The sequence below is a fragment of the Pseudomonas sp. 25 R 14 genome (genome assembly GCF_900004755.1).
Taxonomy (GTDB): domain Bacteria; phylum Pseudomonadota; class Gammaproteobacteria; order Pseudomonadales; family Pseudomonadaceae; genus Aquipseudomonas; species Aquipseudomonas brenneri.
Genome location: NZ_CVTS01000038.1, coordinates 188995 through 207372 on the forward strand (window position 1 = coordinate 188995; position 18378 = coordinate 207372).

General features: G+C 62.2%; 15 protein-coding genes. 3 read left to right on the plus strand and 12 right to left on the minus strand.

Features of this window, described 5'->3' with window-relative positions; translation table 11 throughout:
* Positions 1 to 73: 73 nt before the first annotated feature.
* Together BFQ03_RS10745 and BFQ03_RS10750 are read left to right on the plus strand one after the other, a co-directional pair.
* A complete protein-coding gene (locus BFQ03_RS10745; protein ID WP_065943049.1) occupies positions 74 to 1819 on the plus strand; it encodes a phosphoethanolamine transferase CptA in 1746 nt (581 codons plus the stop codon).
* 151 nt (positions 1820 to 1970) lie between these two features.
* Positions 1971 to 2192, plus strand: coding sequence for a hypothetical protein (locus tag BFQ03_RS10750; RefSeq protein ID WP_032861173.1), 222 nt, complete (start codon positions 1971 to 1973; stop codon positions 2190 to 2192).
* A gap of 121 nt (positions 2193 to 2313) precedes the next feature.
* Here BFQ03_RS10750 and BFQ03_RS10755 read toward each other — a convergent pair whose 3' ends face one another.
* From BFQ03_RS10755 to BFQ03_RS10790, 8 genes are all read right to left on the minus strand, one after another.
* Positions 2314 to 2805, minus strand: a complete 492-nt coding sequence (locus tag BFQ03_RS10755; protein ID WP_032861175.1) for a GNAT family N-acetyltransferase — start codon at positions 2803 to 2805, stop codon at positions 2314 to 2316.
* 151 nt (positions 2806 to 2956) lie between these two features.
* Positions 2957 to 4063, minus strand: coding sequence for a cell division protein ZapE (gene zapE, locus BFQ03_RS10760; protein WP_032861177.1), 1107 nt, complete (start codon positions 4061 to 4063; stop codon positions 2957 to 2959).
* Entirely contained in the window at positions 4060 to 6717 is a 2658-nt protein-coding gene (gene pepN / locus BFQ03_RS10765) for an aminopeptidase N (protein ID WP_065943050.1), read from the minus strand. Before pepN ends, zapE begins: the two co-directional genes overlap by 4 nt.
* A 13-nt stretch (positions 6718 to 6730) precedes the next feature.
* Positions 6731 to 7561: a DUF2797 domain-containing protein gene (locus BFQ03_RS10770; protein WP_032861181.1), complete on the minus strand. Its 831-nt coding sequence runs from the start codon at positions 7559 to 7561 to the stop codon at positions 6731 to 6733.
* Positions 7558 to 7818 (minus strand): YeaC family protein, encoded by a 261-nt coding sequence (locus BFQ03_RS10775; RefSeq protein ID WP_029291449.1) that lies wholly within the window; start codon positions 7816 to 7818, stop codon positions 7558 to 7560. The genes BFQ03_RS10770 and BFQ03_RS10775 overlap by 4 nt, the downstream gene beginning before the upstream one ends.
* Before the next feature lie 28 nt (positions 7819 to 7846).
* Positions 7847 to 8716, minus strand: coding sequence for a rhomboid family intramembrane serine protease (locus BFQ03_RS10780; protein WP_065943051.1), 870 nt, complete (start codon positions 8714 to 8716; stop codon positions 7847 to 7849).
* Positions 8713 to 9687 carry a metallophosphoesterase gene (locus tag BFQ03_RS10785; RefSeq protein ID WP_162237648.1) on the minus strand — a complete coding sequence of 325 codons (975 nt, stop codon included), beginning with the start codon at positions 9685 to 9687 and terminating at the stop codon, positions 8713 to 8715. The genes BFQ03_RS10780 and BFQ03_RS10785 overlap by 4 nt, the downstream gene beginning before the upstream one ends.
* Positions 9684 to 10574 carry an NAD(+) kinase gene (locus tag BFQ03_RS10790; RefSeq protein WP_010210870.1) on the minus strand — a complete coding sequence of 297 codons (891 nt, stop codon included), beginning with the start codon at positions 10572 to 10574 and terminating at the stop codon, positions 9684 to 9686. Before BFQ03_RS10790 ends, BFQ03_RS10785 begins: the two co-directional genes overlap by 4 nt.
* Before the next feature lie 154 nt (positions 10575 to 10728).
* On the opposite strand from BFQ03_RS10790, the gene BFQ03_RS10795 reads away from it, so the two are divergent.
* Positions 10729 to 11676 carry a DUF1853 family protein gene (locus BFQ03_RS10795; RefSeq protein WP_065943052.1) on the plus strand — a complete coding sequence of 316 codons (948 nt, stop codon included), beginning with the start codon at positions 10729 to 10731 and terminating at the stop codon, positions 11674 to 11676.
* A gap of 43 nt (positions 11677 to 11719) precedes the next feature.
* Here BFQ03_RS10795 and BFQ03_RS10800 read toward each other — a convergent pair whose 3' ends face one another.
* From BFQ03_RS10800 to cobW, 4 genes are all read right to left on the minus strand, one after another.
* The gene (locus tag BFQ03_RS10800; protein WP_032861440.1) at positions 11720 to 12322 is read right to left on the minus strand and encodes a vWA domain-containing protein; all 603 of its coding nucleotides are present in this window, start codon (positions 12320 to 12322) and stop codon (positions 11720 to 11722) included.
* A 53-nt stretch (positions 12323 to 12375) separates the two neighbouring features.
* On the minus strand, positions 12376 to 13383 hold the full coding sequence (locus tag BFQ03_RS10805; RefSeq protein ID WP_065943053.1) for a magnesium chelatase ATPase subunit I: 1008 nt from the start codon (positions 13381 to 13383) through the stop codon (positions 12376 to 12378).
* Between the two features lie 155 nt (positions 13384 to 13538).
* Positions 13539 to 17300 carry a cobaltochelatase subunit CobN gene (gene cobN, locus BFQ03_RS10810; protein WP_065943054.1) on the minus strand — a complete coding sequence of 1254 codons (3762 nt, stop codon included), beginning with the start codon at positions 17298 to 17300 and terminating at the stop codon, positions 13539 to 13541.
* A gap of 3 nt (positions 17301 to 17303) precedes the next feature.
* A complete protein-coding gene (cobW, locus tag BFQ03_RS10815; protein WP_065943055.1) occupies positions 17304 to 18365 on the minus strand; it encodes a cobalamin biosynthesis protein CobW in 1062 nt (353 codons plus the stop codon).
* Positions 18366 to 18378 lie beyond the last annotated feature (13 nt).

Here is an 18378-nt window from a genome sequence, read left to right on the forward strand (position 1 = left end):
CCCTTCCCGATAATCCCCCGCCAGAACGCCGCCTCACGCATGGGCGGTGGTAATTATTGGGTTGGAGCGCTGCATGGCGATGTTCAAACGCAGCACGAAGTCTGCAAAAGGGTTTGATTGGGCCGGCCTTGGCTGGATGTTCCTGTTTTTCTGGTATTTCTCAGGCATTACCCAACTGCTGATCCAGCTGACCGGCACTTCCGGTTTCAGTGGTTTCCGCCAGGCGTTCTTCATGAGCGCATTGTGGTTGGCGCCCATGCTTCTCTTCCCACATCGCACCCGGCTGCTGGCCGCGTTGATCGGCGTGGTGTTGTGGGCCTGTTCCATGGCCAGCCTGGGCTATTTCTTTATTTACCAGCAGGAATTTTCCCAGAGCGTCATCTTCATCATGTTCGAGTCGAACATCTCTGAAGCCGGCGAGTACGCCACCCAATATTTTGCCTGGTGGATCGTGCTGGCCTTCATTGCCCACACCGCCCTGGCCGTTTTCCTGTGGACCCGCGTGCGCCCGGTCTATCTGCCCAGGGGCCGGGCAATGGTCGCGGCGACCGCGATTGTGCTGGCGATTGTTGGTTATCCGCTGGTCAAGCAGATCGCCACCAACGACACCCTGGAGCGGGCCATCGATGGTTTCGAAACCCGTGTCGAACCGGCTGTACCGTGGCAGATGATCGTCGCCTATCGTCGCTACACCCAGCAACTGAATAACATGCAGGGCATGCTCGACAACGCCAGCAAGATCCCACCCCTGAGCAACTTCAAGGACAGCATGGCCGGCCAGCCGTCGACCCTGGTCCTGGTGATCGGCGAGTCCACCAACCGCCAGCGCATGAGCCTCTACGGCTACCCACGCAAGACCACCCCGGAGCTGGACAAGCTGCGCGACCAACTGGACGTCTTCGACAACGTCATCACCCCGCGCCCCTACACCATCGAGGCGCTGCAACAGGTGCTGACCTTTGCCGACGAAGAGCACCCGGACCTGTACCTCAAGACCCCGTCCATCGTCAGCATGATGAAACAGGCCGGCTACAAGACCTTCTGGATCACCAACCAACAGACGATGACCAAGCGCAATACCATGCTCACCACGTTCTCCGAACAGGCCGACGAGCAGGTGTACCTCAATAACAACCGCAACCAGAACGCCCGCCAGTACGATGGCGATGTGCTGGAGCCGTTCTCCAAGGCCCTCGCCGACAAGGCCGAGCGCAAGCTGATCGTGGTGCACCTGTTGGGCACCCACATGAGTTATCAGTACCGCTACCCGCCGAGCTTCGACACGTTTACCGACCGTCAGGGCGTCCCGGACGGCGTGAACGATGATCAACTGCCGACCTACAACAGCTATGACAACGCGGTGCGCTACAACGATTTCGTGGTGTCGAGCCTGATCAAGGACTACGCCAAGACCGACCCCAATGGGTTCCTGCTCTACCTGTCCGACCACGGCGAGGATGTGTTCGACTCGGCAGGCCACGACACCCTGGGCCGCAACGAAGGCAAGCCGACGGCGCCGATGTACACCATTCCCTTCATGACCTGGGCGTCGCCAAAGTGGCGCGCCACCCACGACTGGAATATGCAAGGCGACGTGCAACGGCCCTACAGTAGCTCGCAGCTGATTCACACCTGGGCCGACCTGGCGGGCCTGAGCTTCGACGAATTGGACCGCAGTCGCAGCCTGGTCAGCGATAGCTTCAAGCCACGGCCGTTGTTGATTGGCGATCCCTACCAGCGTCCGCAGAAGGCCTTGATCGACTTCAGCCTGATCAAGCCCAAGGCCAGCACCGCCCCAAGGAATGTGGTGCAGAAGTAACCCCCTCCGCACGCCATCCAAAGTTAACCGTCCCGTTAACTTTGGATGTTCTTGACGTTAATTCCCACTTAATAAGTTTCCTACAGACTATTCCCATAAATCTGATCAGGGACGGTGCAGATACCGATCACTTTTAATGGGAATACATGCGATGAAACTTTCAGCCTTGATGCTCGCCGGCCTGCTGGGCCTGACCTCCGTTGCCGCCTTCGCCGAAGGCGGCTCGGATCGCGTGAAGGAGCATTTCAACAACTTCAGCTTTATCCAGGAGCAGACCCGCAGCAGCACCGAGCAAACTGCGGCCGCCGATACCAAGGGTGCTAAATCCGGATCCGCCGAACAGGCGCGGGACACCGAGCAACCCAAGAGCTGATGCACTGAGTACTACCCGGCACCATTGTGCTCCGATGGTGAAGGTCAACTTGGCGCCCTGTATCGGGCGCTTTTTTTTGCCCGATGATTCCCATGCTTCGCGTGAAAACCATCAGCATTGATTAGAGCGCCTTGCTCCAGAACAACATGCGGCCATGGGCTGGGTCGAATACCGAATCATCAAAACCAAACTTGCGGTATGACGCCTGTGCCACTGGATTACCTTCCAGCACCTCCAGGGTGATCTTGCAGCAACCGCGCTGACGGGCGATTTCCTCGACCTTTTGCAGCATTTTCTGGCTCAGGCCCAAGCCACGAAATTGCTCCATGACCACCACATCATGCACGTTGACCAGCGGACGACAGGCGAAGGTCGAGAAACCTTCGAAGCAATTCACCAGCCCGGCCGGCTCACCGCCGACAAAGGCCAGCACGCTGAATGCATGGGGACGCTTGGCCAACTCAGCCGGCAGTTGCGCCAACAGATCGGCGGACAAGGCCTTGCCCCCGCCCATGGGGTCTTGTGCGTAGTGATTGAGCAACAGGCCGATGGCCTCGGCCTGTACGGGGTTGCTGTAGCTGGCTTGCAGCACCAGTATTTCTGCGGCTTCCATTTCCTTCCTCGATAGCAGATAGGCAGGGATCACCTCCCCGCAAAACCTCGATTGTAAGCGGGCTGTAGGCCATAGATGAAGGAGATTAATGACAGGTTGGTGCAGGAAAGTGCGATCGCGCTTTCAATCGACAGAAGATGGCTCAAGGCCATTATCTACCAAAGCGCTGCAGCTGCATTTCTTGCAAGCGACTGAGGGTCCGGCGGAACGCAAACTCTAGGTAACCCTCGGTATAAAGCGACACCAAGGGCACCTTGGCCTCGATATACAACGGTACTTTACGGTCGTAACACTCATCGACCAGGGCGATAAAGCGCCGCACGCTGTCGTCGTGCACAGACAGTTGCGGTAACTCACGATCCCCCGCATCCACACGCTGGGCACCGTCTTCGGTGCCGCGGGCGATACGTCCGGGACGCTGCTGTGCACTCAAGCTGGGGACTTCGCCGAGTAATATGGCGCTGTAGCGATCACACAGCTGCATGAAATCCATGGCCGCCAGCGGTTGCTCGCACAAGTCAGCGTAACGGCACCACAGCACCGTCTCGCACGACTGCACCGTGGCAATACTGCGCGAACCCACGACAACCGGCGCAGCGCTGCAGGCTTGCCCCTCGCTCAAGCGCGCAAAGACCTGTGCCAATGCCTGAGGCTCATCCACCCAGTAGCGCTGCTCAGCGGTTCCCGGATGCAAGCGGTGATCTTCACTCCCGGCGACCGGCACCACCTGCATATGGGCCTTGATCGCCTCAATGGCCGGCAGGAAGCGCTCACGGTTGAAACCGCCGGTGTACAACTGCTCCGGCGGTTGGTTGGAGGTGCAGACCATCACCACCCCTTCGTCGAACATCACCTGGAACAGGCGCCCCAGAATGATCGCGTCACCGATGTCATTGACGAACAGTTCGTCAAAACACAGCACCCGCACGTCCCCGGCCAATTCACGGGCCAGGGCCTGCAAAGGATCGGGGGTGCCGGTCAACTGGAACGAGCGCTGGTGCACCCAGCCCATGAAGTGATGAAAGTGCTGGCGCCGCGCAGGCACCCGCAGGCTCTGATAGAACTGATCCATCAGCCAGGTCTTGCCACGCCCCACCGGCCCCCAGAGGTAAACCCCGGTGACCGGTGTTTCGGCGCTTTGGTGCAGCGCCGCATGGCATGCCTGCAACGCCTCGACCGCCTGGCGTTGCGCATCGTCAGCCACAAAACCATTGGCCAGGGCCTGCTGGTAGGCGGCCAGGGGTGAGTCAAACGTCATGCGAGGCTTTTGCTGACCACCTCGAACACATCGCTGGACAACTCGCCCGAACCCCGGATGCGCTCAAGCTCGGCCTTCATCAGCGCCTGGCGGGCGCTATCGTATTTGCGCCAGCGAGTCAGCGGCGCCAACTGCCGCGAGGCAATCTGCGGGTTGAAGGCATTGAGCTCGATCACCAGATCAGCCAGGAAGCGATAGCCCGAGCCATCGGCGGCGTGGAAGTTGATCAGGTTCTGCCCGGCGAATGCACCGACCAGAGCACGTACCTTGTTCGGGTTCTTGAGGGTGAACGCCGGGTGTTGCATCAGCGTTTTGACCCGCGCAAGGCCGCCTGGCAACGCACTGCCGGCCTGGACGCTGAACCATTGGTCCATGACCAGCGGGTTGTCCTTGAAGTTCTCGGCAAACACTTGCAGGGCCTTGGCCTTCTCGGCGTCGAACGGCGAATTGACCAGCACCGCCAGGGCCGTCAGGCGTTCGGTCATGTTGTCACAGGCGTCGAACTGCTCCAGGGTCGCGGCCAGCACTTCAGGCTTGCCACTGAGCATCACGTAGGACAGCGCAATATTCTGCAAGGCGCGGCGTGCAAAGTGCTCGGCCGTTGCCACGTAAGGCGTCTTGCGCGACAGGTCGCGATTGGCCTGGTAACGCAGCCACAGGCCTTCGAACAGGTTGTCGGCCAACTGCTTGCGCGCAAACTCGCGGGCGGTATGGATGGCTTCGACGTCGGCCACTTCGCTGATTTCGGTCAGGTAGGCTTCGCCCGGCAACGAAAGCATTTCCGCGACCATGGCCTGGTCCAGGCTGTCGTCGCTCAACACGCTGCGCAGCGCGCTGATCAGGCGCGGGTCCAGGACCAGGGGCTTGCCCTGCTGGTGTTGGCCGATCAGTTCCTGCAACACCTGCACCGCCAGTTGCTGGCCGGCATCCCAGCGATTGAAACCGTCGCTGTCGTGCTGCATCAGGAACATCAGTTGGTCGCGGCTGTAGGGGAAGCTCAGCTTCACCGGTGCCGAGAAGCCACGCAGCAGCGACGGCAACGGCTGCTCAGCGATATCAACGAAGGTAAACGTCTGCTCGGCCTCAGTCACCGACACCACCCGCGACGTACCCTGCGCAGCCGCTTCACCGGCCAGGCGCAACGGCAGGTCAGCACCGTTGGCGCCCAGCAGGCCCAGGGCCACGGGAATCACGAACGGCAGCTTTTCCACGTTATCCGGGGTTTGCGGGCAGCTCTGGCGGAAGGTCAGGCTGTAGGTCTTGGCTGCGGCATCGTAGGACTCGCTCACCGCCAGACGTGGCGTACCGGCCTGGCTGTACCAGCGCTTGAACTGGGTCAGGTCGCTGCCATTGGCGTCTTCCATGGCCTTGATGAAGTCATCGCAGGTCACGGCCTGGCCGTCGTGGCGCTCAAAGTACAGGTCACTGCCTTTGCGGAAACCTTCGGCGCCGAGCAAGGTATGGATCATGCCCACTACTTCCGAGCCCTTTTCGTACACGGTCAGGGTGTAGAAGTTGGAAATCTCGATAAAGCTGTCAGGGCGCACGGCGTGAGCCATCGGTCCTGCGTCTTCGGCGAACTGGTGGGTACGCAGGTAAGCCACATCCTGGATCCGCTTGACGGTGGCCGAGTTCATGTCGGCGGAGAAATGCGAATCCCGGAATACCGTGAAGCCTTCCTTGAGCGACAGTTGGAACCAGTCGCGGCAGGTCACGCGGTTGCCCGACCAGTTGTGGAAATACTCGTGGGCGACGATCGCTTCGACCCGCTGATGCGCGGCGTCGGTCGCCGTCTCGGCGCGGGCCAGCACCGCGCTGGAGTTGAAGATATTCAGGCCCTTGTTTTCCATGGCGCCCATGTTGAAGTCGTTCACGGCCACGATCATGAAGATATCCAGGTCGTATTCGCGACCGTAGACCTCTTCATCCCAGCGCATGGACTTCTTCAGGCTGTTCATGGCGTGCTGGCACTTGTCGATGTTTTCCGGCTCGACATAGATGCGCAACGCGACGGTGCGCTGGCTCATGGTGGTGAAGGTGTCTTCGACGCACCACAGGTCGCCGGCCACCAGGGCGAACAGGTAGGCCGGTTTCTTGAACGGGTCTTCCCAGGTCGCCCAGTGCCGGCCGTCTTCGCCGGGGCCGCTGGCAATCGGGTTGCCGTTGGACAGCAGCACCGGATAGCTGTGCTGCTCGGCGATCACGGTGGTGGTGAACGTGCTCATCACGTCCGGGCGATCCAGGTAATAAGTGATCTTGCGAAAGCCCTCGGCCTCGCATTGGGTGCAGAACATGCCGCTGGATTTGTACAGGCCTTCCAGGGCGGTGTTGGTTTGCGGGTGGATGCGTACGCTGGTATCGACCGTAAAGGTGTCGCTGGCCGGGTGCAAGGTCAGGTGGCTGTCAGTCAACTGGTAGTCGTCGACGCTCAGTTCCCGGTCGCCCAGGGTCACGCTCAACAGCTCCAGTTGCTGGCCGTCCAGTACCAGTGGCGGCAAGCCGGCGCCGCGCTCGGGATTGCGGCGCATCACCAGCTGCGCGTGGACCAGGCTGTGGTCCTCGAACAACTCGAAGGTCAGGTGGGTCTCGTCGATCAGGTACTCGGGCGCCTGATAGTCCTTCAGGTGAATCATCTTCGGTTGTTCGGTGCGCATGCGTGAAATCCTTCTACTGATGCACGGCGAGCTGGTAAGCCGTGTATTTACGAATATTGATAACGCCGGTATCGAAGATCAGGTATTGGCCCTTGATCCCCAGCAGCGTGCCTTCGGCAATCGGGTTCTTGTCCAGGTTGAAGCTGACGATCTTGGCCGGATATTGCTCCACCGGGTAGCGGATTTCGAGGGGCTCGATATCGGTTACCGGTTGGATGGCCTGCAGGCCAAAGCGTTCCTGCAATTGCAGCAGGCCATCGGCGCAGGAGACGAACAGCTCGTCGCGTACCTGCTTGAGGTCCACCGCCGCCGCGTCGCCCTTGAGCAACGCGCGCCAGTTGGTCTTGTCGGCCACTTGGCTACGCAACACGTCCTCGACGAAGCCCGATTGCTGGCGTGTGGCCACGCGCATGATCGGCAGCGCCTGGCTTGCACCCTGGTCCAGCCAGCGCGTGGGCAACTGGGTGGCGCGGGTGATGCCGACCTTGATCCCCGACGAATTCGCCAGGTACACCACGTGGTCGGTCATGCAGAATTTTTCGCCCCAGGCCGGGTCGCGGCAGGTGCCGGCATCGAAATGGCAGCGCTCGGGGCTCATGATGCACAGGTCGCACTGGGCCAGCTTGGTCATGCACGGGTAGCAATAGCCCTGGCTGAAGCTGGTCTTGGTCTTTCGTCCGCAATGGGTGCAGTGGATCGCACCGAGGTATTCCAGGCGCACATGCGTGCCGATCAACGGGTTGACCGGCACCTCGGTATCGCCCAGGCGAAAAGCGTATTGAACGGTCGGCGAACCCAGTTGCGCCGACATCTTGCTGACTGCACCACGGCCAATCTCAATCAATGGATGGCATCCGACTTGAACAGGATGTTTTCCACCGGGGTCGACTTCGATTGGCATTCCTGCGGGCCCATATAGCCGGTGCGCTGGTCTTCCGGCAGGTTTTGCAGCTCCCAGGCGATCATCGCCTGCAGGGACAGCTCGCGCTGTTCGGCGGTGAGCTTACGGCCATCGGACCATTTGCCGATTTCCACGGCGAGCTTGAGGCTCTGGTAGATATCCGGGGTGATGTTTTCGATCATTTCAGCAAAAGAGGACATAAGACTCTTCCTTAACAAATTAGAAGGTTTACTGGGCCTGCCTGTGACGGCTGTACAAGCCGCCCAGCAAGCCCGTCAGGCATCCGACCAGCAAGCCGCCGACATGGGCCGCATTGGCGATTTCGCCGAAACCGATCATCGAGACCAGCCCCGACAGGCAAAGCAACAACCACACCAGCATCATCACCAGCACGCCACGCGGCAGGCGATACGCCGGGTTGGGCGCGAGCATCTGGTAGATCCAGCAATGGCCCAGCAGGCCGTACAGCACGCCAGACAAACCACCGAACAGGCCAGGCCCGCCAAAAGTGTATTGCGCGTAGTTGGACACCAGGCTGAACAGCAGGGTCAGGCCCAGCAGGTTGATACTGCCCTGGCGCGACTCGATGCGCCGCCCCAGTTCCCAGTACCACATGCCGTTCATGGCCAGGTGCAGGATGCCGAAGTGGATCAGCATCGGCGTCACCAACCGCCACCACTGCCCCGCCGCCAGGCTGTCGGCCAGGGGGGTGAAGTACAGGTATTCACCGGCCACGTGGAAATTCAGGAAAGTCAGCCAGCTCATGGTTTGCAGGTTATCGCCAAGCAGGGTCAGCACAGCGACGATCAGGCTCAGCAGCAATACACCGGCCGTCAGTGGGCTGTGGCGCAATTGCTGGAGGAAACCGGGACGCTTGGCCATCTGTTCCTGGGGAATATCCAGCTGCTGGTCCGGGTCGCCGGCAGGAAAGCGTTGATACAGGCTGCGCACGTCCTCGCTGATCGCGTCCGGCACCCACAGCACTTGCTCGCCGGCCTCTTCGCTGACGCGATGGGGCACCTGCATGCGCTGCAACAGCTTGACGAAGCCGCCCAGGTCCACATTCAGCGGCAAACGTAAAACCGCCACGCTACTCATGAAATCACCTCGGGGCGCTCGACATCGACCCAGACAAACTTGTTCGGATCGAGGCGGGTTTCCTGGTCCAGTCGGTACGCTACCAGCTTGCCGTACAGCACTGCGCTGTAGTCCAGGCAGGCCAGGTTCGAGCGAATCGGCGCCGGTTTGCCACTGCGCCAGTAGTGGCCGACGAACAACAGCGGTTCATCGACGCCATAGCGCAGCAAGGAATTTTTCTCACTCGACGACAAAGGCGTACGCGCCACAGGGTCGGGCAAGGCATCGGGCTGGAACACGATATCGCCGTAGGTTTTCGGATCGTCTTCCCAGAATTTGGTGCGAAAGAACGAGCGGGTCAGCCCGTCGCCGCCGGTCAGCGTCAGGCCGTCCGGCAGGCGCATGTCGGTGCCGCGCAGCAGGCGGTCGAAGGCGTTGCAGGCAAAACTGCCAGGTACCGCTGCGGCCTGCAGGAAGTGCTCGTCGATACAGCCGTCCGGGAATTGCCCGCGCAGCGGTTCGATCAGCCCCGAATCCCAGCAGGCGTGTACCACCCGGAAACGCCCGGCGTCGACAAACAACGGCATGTCGTAGAACCAGCCGAGGAAGTCGTGCCAGTCAGCCGGATGGTGTTCGAACTGGGTCAAAGTCTCGTGGATCAGCCGCGCGTGGCGTGGCGAATGTTCACGTACGTACTGCTTGCCACTGCCAGGCGGCGCCAATGTGCTCCAGCCCAGGGCGTTGAATTCATGGTTGCCCATGATGCACAGCGCCTGGCCGGCTTCGGCCATGTCATGGACGATATGCAGCGCCTCGCGAATGCGCGGGCCACGGTCGATGATATCGCCGAGGAACACCGCCATGCGTGAAGGATGGCGCCAGGTGCCGCCCTGCTTGTGGTAACCCATCTGGTCGAGCAGGTGCTCAAGGGTATGAGCGCAACCGTGCACGTCACCAATCAGGTCGTAGCTACGCGCGGGATCGAGCATCAGTCGCCTCCACCCCCCAAGCGGCTGCCCCAGCCCAGCTTGGTGCGGCACACTTCGTAGTAGTTGTGATCCAGCGGGTGGATCAATCGCAGCTTCTGCGCCTTTTTGCTCACGGTGATGGTGTCACCGGGGGCGCAGGTGAAGTGGTTCTGCCCGTCACAGGAGACTTGCGGGTAGATCTGCATGTCTTTGGAAACCACGATTTTCAGCTCACTGTTGCCATCGACCACAATCGGCCGGCTCGACAACATATGGGGGTACATCGGCACGATCACAATGGCATCGAGCTTGGGATGCATGATCGGCCCGCCCGCCGACAGCGCGTAGGCCGTGGAACCGGTGGGCGTGGCGACGATCAGGCCGTCGGCTTTCTGACTGCAGACGAACTGGCCGTCGATGTACAACTCGAACTCGATCATCCGCGTCGATTTGCCAGGGTGCAGCACCACGTCATTGAGGGCATCACCCTGGCCGATGGCTTCGCCGTGGCGACGCACTTCGGCTTGCAGCAGGAAGCGGTTTTCCACCAGGTAATGACCGTCCAGCACCTTGGCCACTTCGACTTCCAGGTCGTCGGGGCGGATATCGGTGAGGAACCCCAGGCTGCCCCGGTTGATCCCCAGCACCGGCACGTTATGCCGCGCCAGGGCCCGGGCTGCGCCGAGCAGGCTGCCGTCGCCGCCGACCACGATCACCATGTCACAGACTTCACCGAGCATTTTGCGCGACGAGGTCTGCAGGCCGTGGCCTGGCAGAATCTCGGCGATGGTGTCTTCGAGGATCACATGCAGGTGGCGCTCAAGCAGAAACTTTTTCAGCCGGCGGACGGTGTCCAGAACCTGGGTACTGCCCAGGCGACCGATGATGCCGATATTGCGAAATTGCTCCATGGGGCTCCTGCGGGGTTTGGGTCTGGCAAAAAGAACGATTATGGGCGAAAGGCCGCGTTAGACAAAATCCTTTGTCGCCCCAGGGCCCAGACGACAACGGTTCTCAACACCCGGCACGATCACGCCGGAAGTAGGAAACAGCTATGCTCGGACCATGAATCCGTTCCCAGACTTGCAGTACCTGCCCCGTCAATTACGTCATCCCGAGGTGCGGGACCTGGCGTGGGTGATCCTCGCCCCGCCGATGCTGGAACAGACACCCTGGCCCCAGCGTCATCCCCTGGCCGGCAGCGACTGGGTACAGCAACCCGCGGCACTGGAGCAATGGCTCAAGCAACTGGACCAGGACAGCAGCGCCCTGCTGCATTGGCTGAGCCTGGCCCGTACCCGGCGCCTGGGCCTGTATTACGAACGCCTTTGGCAATTTGCCGTACGACACGCCCCAGGCGTGCAATTGCTGGCGGCCAACCTGCCGATCCGCCAGGCCGGGCATACCCTGGGCGAGCTGGACATGCTGCTGCGCGACCGCGACGGCGTGCATCACCTGGAACTGGCGATCAAACTCTACCTCGGCCCCCAGGACGGCAGCGGCCAGGACACGGCACAGTGGCTGGGCCCTGGCTGCCATGACCGACTGGATCGCAAACTGGCGCATCTGGCTGACCATCAACTGCCCATCTCGGCCAGGGCGGAAAGTCGCGAGGTACTGGCGGCGCTGGATATCCAACAGTTCGATGCCCATCTGTGGCTGGGAGGCTACTTGCTGTACCCCTGGCCCGGCGAGGCTGGGCCGCCCCTTGGCGCCCACCCCCAGCACTTGCGGGGGCGCTGGTTGCATCAGCGTGACTGGCTGGACTTTATCCGCAACAGTCCAGCGGGCCGCTGGCAGCCGCTGCCCCGCCATGCCTGGCTTGCACCGGCGCATTACCCTGCCGGGGAAATCTGGAGTGAAGAACAGATGCAGCGCTGGCTGGCCGACCTTGACCCGATGGCGCCGGCACAGTTGTTGGTGCGGATGATTCCGAACGGCGGGGACTGGGAGGAAGCGGAGCGGCTGTTTCTGGTGGCGGATCTTTGGCCGAATGTGCCGGGGGCGGGTTGATATTTGTGGGGTGGGCTTGCCTGCGATAGCGGTAGCCCCAGCGCTACAGACTATCTATATGCCGATAATCGACCTGCAACCCGGCAGCCAGCTCCCGAGCCCGCCCCAGCCGGATCGGCCCACGTTCGATATCCACCAACAACCCCGGACAATCCAGCAGCGGTAATGGACCGATATCCTTGAGCCGGCCATCGGTCATCACCAGCAACCGTTGCTGCTCGGCCGGGTAGCGCTGACGGCGGGCCTTGAGCCAGTGCCCGGCCTCGGTCAATGCCGCCAGCAGCGGTGTACCACCACCGGCGCCCAACGCTTGCAACCAGCGGCCCAAATCTTTGGCGGCCTTCAAGCCTTGTACCTGCCAGCTCGGCACTTGCCCGCTCACCGTCAACAACGCCAATCGCGCGCGCTGGCGATAAGCATCGTCAAACACCTGGGCAAGCACGCCTTTGGCGTCACTCAAGGCTTGATGGCGACGGGTAGACGCCGACGCATCGACAATCACCAACCACAGTTCATGGGGCGAACGACTGCGCAGTCGATACACCAGGTCTGCCCGACGTTGCGGCCGCCCGCCGAGCAAGGTCGCCGGCCAGTTGACCGAGCCCTCGGCGCCATTGCGTGCCCGCCCCTGCCTGCCCTTGTCCAGTCGACCCGCCTTGGGCCGGGCATCCGCCCCCGCGTCAGGCCGGGGGCGAATGCCTAGGGCTTTTTTGGCCAGGCCGGTACTTCACGCCGGGCGCCCATGGCTTGCACGGGCGCCGGCATTTCGCCCCACTGACCTTGTCCAGTAGAAGACTCAGAGGGCTCAGAGGGCTTGGGCGCCTGAGCGCTGTCGGGCGGGCTCGCAGGGGGTGCATGCTCCTGGCGTCGATGACGCAAGGCAAACTCGGCTACCGCGTCTATATCCTCCTCACTGATCGCCGCAGCTCCACGCCAGGCCGCATGCGCCCGCGCCCCGCGCAGCCACACCAGGTCGGCGCGCAGGCCATCGACACCGGCCGCAAAGCAGCGCTCGGTAATCTGTGCCAGGGCCTGATCATCCAGGGCGATGCTGTCCAGTCGCGCGCGAGCCTGGGTACAACGCTCGCGCAACGCGGCCTGTTGTCCAGCCCACTGCGCACAGAAACCCTGGGCATCGCTGTCGAAATCCAGGCGCCGACGGATGATCTGCCCACGCTCGGCCGGCAACGTCTGCCCGCTCAACGCCACATTGAAACCAAAGCGATCCAGCAGTTGCGGGCGCAATTCACCCTCTTCCGGGTTCATGGTGCCGATCAGCACGAAGCGCGCCGCATGCCGGTGGGAGATACCGTCGCGCTCGATCAGGTTGGTGCCGCTGGCGGCGACGTCGAGCAACAGGTCCACCAAGTGGTCGGGCAGCAAGTTGACTTCATCGACATACAGCACGCCGCCGTCGGCCTTGGCCAATACACCGGGGGAAAACTGCGCCCGGCCTTCGCCAAGTGCTGCATCCAGGTCGAGGGTGCCCACCAGGCGCTCTTCAGTGGCGCCCAAAGGCAAGGTGACAAACTGCCCGCTGGCCAGCAGGTCTGCCAGGCCACGGGCCAGGGTGGACTTGGCCATGCCGCGCGGGCCTTCGATCAGCACACCGCCGATCTTCGGGTCGATGGCGGTCAGGCACAGCGCCAGCTTCAGCTCGTCGGCGCCGACCACGGCGGACAGTGGGAAATGCGGGGTGTCAGTCATACTGATATCTCGATGAATTCTGTAGCGCCCCTGTAGGAGCGAGCTTGCTCGCGAAAATAGTCAAGGTTGACGCGAGCATTCTGGATGAGCGCGTTGCCCTTGCGTTTTTCGCGAGCAAGCTCGCTCCTACCGTGAGGCGTGCGCTCTGGTAAGCATCAGGTGTCTTCTTCTATATCCAGCAACAGGTTTTCCAATGCCTCGCGGTACGCCCCCGGCTCCTGCCACATCCCGCGCTGCTGGGCTTCCAGCATGCGCTCGGTCATGTCACGCAGGGCATCGGGATTGTGCTGCTGCACAAACGCCCGAGTGTCGGGGTCGAGCAGGTAGGCATCGGCCAGCAATGCATATTGATGATCGTCGATCAACGCGGTGGTAGCGTCAAAGGCGAACAGATTGTCCACCGTCGCCGCCATCTCGAACGCGCCTTTATAGCCGTGGCGCTTGACCCCTTCGATCCACTTGGGATTGGCGGCGCGGGAACGGATCACCCGGTTCAGCTCTTCCTTCAGTGTGCGGATTTTCGGCAGGTCCGGCTGGCTATGATCGCCATGGTAGCTGGCGGCCTTTTCGCCGCTCAGGGTCTCCACGGCGGCGAGCATGCCACCCTGGAATTGATAGTAGTCATTGGAGTCGAGCAGATCGTGCTCACGGTTGTCCTGGTTCTGCAGCACCGCCTGCACCTGGCTCAAGCGCCGGGCGAATTGTTCGCGGGCGGCGGTGCCTTCATCAGAACCACCATAGGCGTAGCCGCCCCAATTGAGGTAGACCTCGGCCAGGTCTTCGCGGCTTTGCCATAAACGACCGTCAATGGCGCCCTGCACGCCCGCGCCATACGCGCCGGGCTTGGCGCCAAAAATGCGCCAGCCGGCCTGCCGGGTCGCCGCGTCTTCGTCCAGGCCAGACGCAATCAACGCCTTGCGCTCGCTGCGCACCTTGGCCGCCAGCGGGTTCATGTCGTCCGGCTCATCCAGCGCCGCAACCGCCTGCACCGCAGCATCGAACAGGCGGATCAGGCTGGCGAAGGCATCGCGAAAGAAACCGGACACCCGCAGCGTGACATCAACCCTTGGGCGGTCCAGCAGGCTGATTGGCAGGATTTCAAAGTCATCGACGCGCTGGCTACCTGTGGCCCACACCGGACGCACGCCCATCAACGCCATGGCCTGGGCGATATCGTCGCCGCCGGTGCGCATGGTCGCGGTACCCCACACAGAAAGCCCGAGTTGGCGCAAATGGTCGCCGTGGTCCTGCAGGTGTCGCTCAAGCATCAGGTGTGCGGACTGGAAGCCGATACGCCAGGCGGTGGTGGTCGGCAGATTGCGCACATCCACGGTGAAGAAGTTACGCCCGGTCGGCAGTACATCGAGGCGCCCACGGCTCGGCGCACCGCTGGGCCCGGCCGGCACGAAACGACCGCCCAGGGCATCCAGCAAACCGCGCATTTCCGCCGGGCCGCAGGCATCCAGGCGCGGCGCGACGACGATGCGCAGGCTTTCGATCACCGATTTCACTTCCTCCCAACCGGGCTCCTCAAGCTGTTCGAGCGGTCCTTCCAGTGCTTGTTCGATCAACCGCGCCGCATACAGCTCCAGGCGTTCACGGGTATCGCCAGCGGTGCGCCACAACTGTCCGTCGATCTTCTGCAACACCTCGGGGCGTCGCCCGGTCCAGGGTTCTGCCAGGGCACAGTCCAGCGGGTCAAAACCCAGCTCGAAGGCCTTGGCCAACACCCGCAGCAGGCTCGATTGCGGACCGCGCCCGTCGCCACGCGGGATACGCAGCAGGGCCAGCAAGGTGTCGATACGCAAGCGGCCCTCTGGCGACTCGCCAAAGATATGCAGGCCATCGCGGATCTGCGATTCCTTCAGATCGCACAGGTAGGTGTCCAGGCGCGGCAGCCAGACGGCAGCATCGGCATCGTTATCCAGTTCAAGCTCTTGATCGATGCGGGTTTCGCGCACCAGCTTGAGGATGTCCTTCTGCAGTTCCAGGGCGCGGCGTGGGTCGAGCAACTGCGCTTCGTAATACTCGTCCGCCAACAACTCCAGGTTGCGCAGCGGGCCGTAGGTTTCGGCGCGGGTCAGCGGCGGCATCAGGTGGTCGATGATCACCGCCTGGGTACGCCGCTTGGCCTGGGCGCCCTCACCCGGATCGTTGACGATAAACGGATAGATATTGGGCAACGGGCCCAGTAGCGCATCCGGCCAGCAGTTCTCGGACAGCCCGACACCTTTGCCCGGCAACCACTCCAGGTTGCCATGCTTGCCGACGTGGATCACGCCATGGGCGCCGTAGGTGTGGCGCAGCCAGAAATAGAACGCCAGGTAAGCGTGGGGCGGTACCAGGTCCGGGTCGTGGTAGACCGCGCTGGCATCCACCTGGTAACCCCGGGCCGGCTGGATGCCGACAAAGGTCAGGCCCAGGCGCAGGCCGGCGATCATCATGCGCCCGTCGCGACACATCGGGTCGTTGTGTGGCGTGCCCCAGCGTTCCAGCACGGCCTGGCGATTAGCTTGGGGCAGGCGCATGAACATCGCCTCGTATTCATCCAGGCCCAGGCTTTGCTGGCAAGGGCGCAGGTCGAGGCTATCGAGGTCGTTGGTCACACCGCCGAGCAGCTCGTGGATCAGGGCGGTGCCGCTGCCGGGTAGCGTTTGCGGCAGCGGATAGCCCTCGGCTTGCAGGGCAAGCAGGATATTCAAGGCGGCGGCCGGTGTGTCCAGGCCCACGCCGTTGCCGATGCGCCCGTCGCGGGTCGGGTAATTGGCGAGAATCAGTGCGATACGTTTATCTGCATTCGGCACCCGTGCCAGCTCGACCCAGCGCCCTGCCAGCTCGGCCACGAAGTCCATGCGCTCGGGCGCCGCGCGGTAGCACACCACGTCCGACTGACTGCGTTCGCTGCGCCAGGCCAAATCCTTGAAGCTGATCGGACGGCTGATGATGCGCCCGTCCAGTTCTGGCAAGGCGATGTGCATCGCCAGGTCGCGGGGCCCCAGGCCCTGTTCGCTGGCTTCCCAGCCGGGTTGGTTGTCCTGGGCGCAGATCGCCTGGATCACCGGGATATTGCGGCGAAACGGTCGCAAATGGGGGGCTTCGGGGCTGGATTGGGCAAAGCCGGTGGTGTTGAGAATCACCGCCGCCTGAACCTCATCCAGCAGATCCTCGACCACCGCCAGGCAGCCGGGCTCTTTCAAACTGGCCACCGCCATCGGCAGCGGGTTAAGACCCGCCGCCTGCAAGCGCTGGCAGAAAACATCAATAAAACCAGTATTGGCCGCCTGCAAGTGCGAACGGTAGAACAGCACCGCCGCCACCGGCCATTCGGCGTTCCAGTCTGCCTGCCAGTGATTCAGGCGGGCATTGGCCTGGTGCGGGTGATAAATCGCCGTGCGCGGCAGGGTTTGCGGCTCGGCCCACGGGTAATCACGGCCCAAGTAGCGACTGGCCAGGCAGCGATAGAAATCCAGCGCATTACCCAGCCCGCCCTGGCGCAGAAAGTGCCACAGGCGGTCGCGTTCTGCGGCGCAGACGCTACTCAAGCTGCTGAGTTCAGGATCGGGGCGGTCGTCCCCCGGTACCAGAATCAACTGCACGCCTTGCCCGGCCAGCTCCACCAGGCGCTGGATACCGTAACGCCAATATCCGATGCCGCCGTGCAGGGAAATCAGGATGACCTTGGCGTGGCGCAGCACTTGGTCGACGTACAGGTCCACCGAGGCGTGGTTCTGCACCTGCATCGGGTTGGCCAGGCGCAGGCTCGGGTAGTCGGCGGGCAGTTGCTGCGCCGCTTCGGCCAGCAGCGCCAGGCTGGAATCACCGCTGCACAGGATCACCAGCTCGGCGGGGGTTTGTCCAAGGTCGGCGATGTTGTCATCGCTGATGAAACCACCGGGCTGGGTCCTGAGCAGATGCATGGGTTAAACGCTGAGCGCAACGCGCAGTTGCGCTTCGAGGCCAGCCGCATCCAGATCCTGGCCGATCAGCACCAGGCGCGTGATGCGTGCTTCGTCGGCGCTCCAGGCGCGGTCGAAGTGCTTGTCGAAACGCGTGCCCACGCCCTGGATCAGCAGGCGCATCGGCTTGTTCGGGATCGCCGCAAAACCTTTGACACGCAGGATGCCGTGTTGCACCACCAACTGGGTCAAGGCATCGAGCAGCAACGCTTCGTCAGCCTGTGGCAGGTCGATGGAGATGGAGTCAAAAGCATCGTGATCGTGATCGTCTTCACCTTCGTGGTGATGATCGTGATGACTGTGGCGCCCATCGATATGTTCCTCGGAACCGGCGCCCAGGCCAATCAATACGTCCAGGGGCAGGCGGCCGCTGCTGGCTTCGACGATCTTCACCGCTGGCGGCAGTTCTTCGGCGACTTCCAGGCGTACCCGGGCCAGGTCTTCGGCGCTGATCAGGTCGGTTTTGTTGAGGATCACCAAGTCGGCGCTGGCCAGTTGGTCGGCAAACAGTTCGTGCAGCGGTGATTCGTGGTCCAGATTGGGATCCAGTTTACGCTGGGCGTCGACCTGATCCGGGAATGCAGCGAAGGTGCCGGCGGCCACGGCCGGGCTGTCGACCACGGTAATCACGGCGTCTACGGTGCAGGCGCTGCGAATTTCCGGCCATTGGAAGGCCTGGACCAGCGGTTTTGGCAGGGCTAGGCCGGAGGTTTCGATCAGGATATGGTCAAGGTCGCCACGGCGCGCGACCAGTTCACGCATCACCGGGAAGAACTCTTCCTGCACGGTGCAGCATAGGCAGCCGTTAGCCAGCTCATACACACGGCCGTTGGCTTCTTCTTCCGTGCAACCGATGGAGCACTGCTTGAGGATCTCGCCGTCGATGCCCAGCTCACCGAACTCGTTGACGATCACGGCAATGCGGCGGCCCTGGGCGTTATCCAGCATATGGCGCAGCAAGGTGGTTTTGCCCGAGCCGAGAAAGCCGGTGACGATAGTGACGGGGAGTTTGGCCAGTGTTTTCATCGGATGCCCTTTG

What these genes read in the sequence shown, in the direction of transcription:
- BFQ03_RS10745 (WP_065943049.1), top strand. Translation starts at nt 74, where the DNA reads ATGGCGATGTTCAAACGCAGCACGAAGTCTGCAAAAGGGTTTGATTGG.
- BFQ03_RS10750 (WP_032861173.1), top strand. Translation starts at nt 1,971, where the DNA reads ATGAAACTTTCAGCCTTGATGCTCGCCGGCCTGCTGGGCCTGACCTCC.
- BFQ03_RS10755 (WP_032861175.1), bottom strand. Translation starts at nt 2,805, where the DNA reads ATGGAAGCCGCAGAAATACTGGTGCTGCAAGCCAGCTACAGCAACCCC.
- zapE (WP_032861177.1), bottom strand. Translation starts at nt 4,063, where the DNA reads ATGACGTTTGACTCACCCCTGGCCGCCTACCAGCAGGCCCTGGCCAAT.
- pepN (WP_065943050.1), bottom strand. Translation starts at nt 6,717, where the DNA reads ATGCGCACCGAACAACCGAAGATGATTCACCTGAAGGACTATCAGGCG.
- BFQ03_RS10775 (WP_029291449.1), bottom strand. Translation starts at nt 7,818, where the DNA reads ATGTCCTCTTTTGCTGAAATGATCGAAAACATCACCCCGGATATCTAC.
- BFQ03_RS10780 (WP_065943051.1), bottom strand. Translation starts at nt 8,716, where the DNA reads ATGAGTAGCGTGGCGGTTTTACGTTTGCCGCTGAATGTGGACCTGGGC.
- BFQ03_RS10790 (WP_010210870.1), bottom strand. Translation starts at nt 10,574, where the DNA reads ATGGAGCAATTTCGCAATATCGGCATCATCGGTCGCCTGGGCAGTACC.
- BFQ03_RS10795 (WP_065943052.1), top strand. Translation starts at nt 10,729, where the DNA reads ATGAATCCGTTCCCAGACTTGCAGTACCTGCCCCGTCAATTACGTCAT.
- BFQ03_RS10805 (WP_065943053.1), bottom strand. Translation starts at nt 13,383, where the DNA reads ATGACTGACACCCCGCATTTCCCACTGTCCGCCGTGGTCGGCGCCGAC.
- cobN (WP_065943054.1), bottom strand. Translation starts at nt 17,300, where the DNA reads ATGCATCTGCTCAGGACCCAGCCCGGTGGTTTCATCAGCGATGACAAC.
- cobW (WP_065943055.1), bottom strand. Translation starts at nt 18,365, where the DNA reads ATGAAAACACTGGCCAAACTCCCCGTCACTATCGTCACCGGCTTTCTC.